The organism is Sulfitobacter sp. PR48, from assembly GCF_028807335.1.
In the GTDB taxonomy this organism is placed as follows: Bacteria; Pseudomonadota; Alphaproteobacteria; order Rhodobacterales; family Rhodobacteraceae; genus Sulfitobacter.
The window spans coordinates 1-1558 of sequence record NZ_JARAMM010000062.1; the positions used below are offsets into that span (position 1 = coordinate 1).

The following is a 1558-nucleotide window of genomic DNA, read 5'->3' on the forward strand; positions in this document are numbered from 1 at the left end:
AGATGCCGTAATGGGGCTGTCGGCGAATCGGACATGTTTCGCTTGTTTGTCAGCATGATGTGGAGTGCCGTTGCCCTTGATGCGCCTGCAGCGCGTCTACGAGGTCGTATGTTTCCATGCGCCTCAATTCCTAAGAATAGAAGGGCAACGACATGAATGTATTTATCGGATTGGATGTATCTCTGGCAAGCACGGCGATTTGTGTGCTGGGGCCACAGGGGAGGATTGTTGAAGAATTACAGGCGGAGAGCGAGCCTGAGGCATTGGTACGTGCAATAGCGTCATTGTCATATTCGATCGATGCGATCGGGCTCGAAGCCGGACCTTTGTCCCAATGGCTGAGCAAGGGAATGGAAGAAGCTGGCTTTGACGTGGTCATGATGGAAACACGATTGGTGAAGGCAGCCTTGAAAGCCATGCCGATCAAGACCGACAGGCGCGATGCCCAGGGCATTGCGCGCTTGCTTCAAATGGGATGGTACAGGCCCGTGCACCGCAAATCTGTGTCCTCCCAGGAAATCCGCGCGCTGCTGACGGCGCGCAAGTCAGTTCAGCAGGCCATCATCAACCTTGAGCTTTCGATGCGGGGTGTTCTGCGAAACTTTGGCATGAAGCTGGGGCATGTCACCCGGATTAGGTACGAGGCCCGGGTGCGGGAACTGGTTGAGCAGAATGAGATCCTGTCCGCGTCGACTGAGGCTCTTCTGCGCGCGCGTTCCCAGTTGCGCGCCGAGTTGGCTGACTTGGATGCCAAAATCGCGGGTCTGGCAAAACACGACGATGTTTGCCGTTTGATGATGACGATGCCGGGTGTCGGTCCGATCGTCGCCCTGACAGTCAAATCTGCCATTGATGATCCGACCCGCTTTGCGCGGTCGAAGGATGTCGGACCGTGGGCGGGGCTTACGCCAAGGCGCACGCAATCCGGAGAGATGGACATCGTTGGACAAATCACGCGAGCCGGTGATCGCGGGCTTCGAACCGCGTTGTATCAGGCGGCGATGATCCTGATGCACCGCGGAGCACCAAACTGGCTTCAGGCCTGGGCACTCAGAGTGGCACATAGGCGTGGATCGAAACGGGCCTTGATAGCACTCGCTCGGCGCATTGGGGTTGTTTTGCACCGCATGTGGCGGGACGGCACACCGTTCCGCTATGCACAGAGCCCTACGGCAACGGCCTGAGCAAAATAATTCCAGACCTGGTTAGACGGAGGAACGCACTGCACCTGACGACAGGTACGACGAGGTCCCTTGCCGGGACGAGGTTCCTGGAGATGCCGGAGGCCCGCAAGTTATCAGCAACTGCTGAATACGCGGGAAAGATGGGCACCCAGGACCAGATTTGGACCAGGCATAGAGTGGCAGCTTTGAGGCTGACTACGGACGGAAGAACGAAGCCCGGGTAGGGGGTGTCCCTCAGTCCTGACGTGCGGATGCAGTGAAAAAGAAAAAGTAAGCTTTTGAATTTGTGTCTTAAACCTGGTGAGGAATGAGATCTTCGCCGGAATTTGTGACTTGCCCGAAACCCTTGACAGAGGCCCGCCCCATTACGGAAG

General features: G+C 56.9%; 1 protein-coding gene. It reads left to right on the forward strand.

Going from position 1 to position 1558, the window contains the following annotated elements; genetic code table 11:
* Positions 1 to 152: 152 nt before the first annotated feature.
* The gene (locus tag PVW51_RS24205) at positions 153 to 1184 is read left to right on the forward strand and encodes an IS110 family transposase (protein WP_133358549.1); all 1032 of its coding nucleotides are present in this window, start codon (positions 153 to 155) and stop codon (positions 1182 to 1184) included.
* Positions 1185 to 1558: the final 374 nt, after the last annotated feature.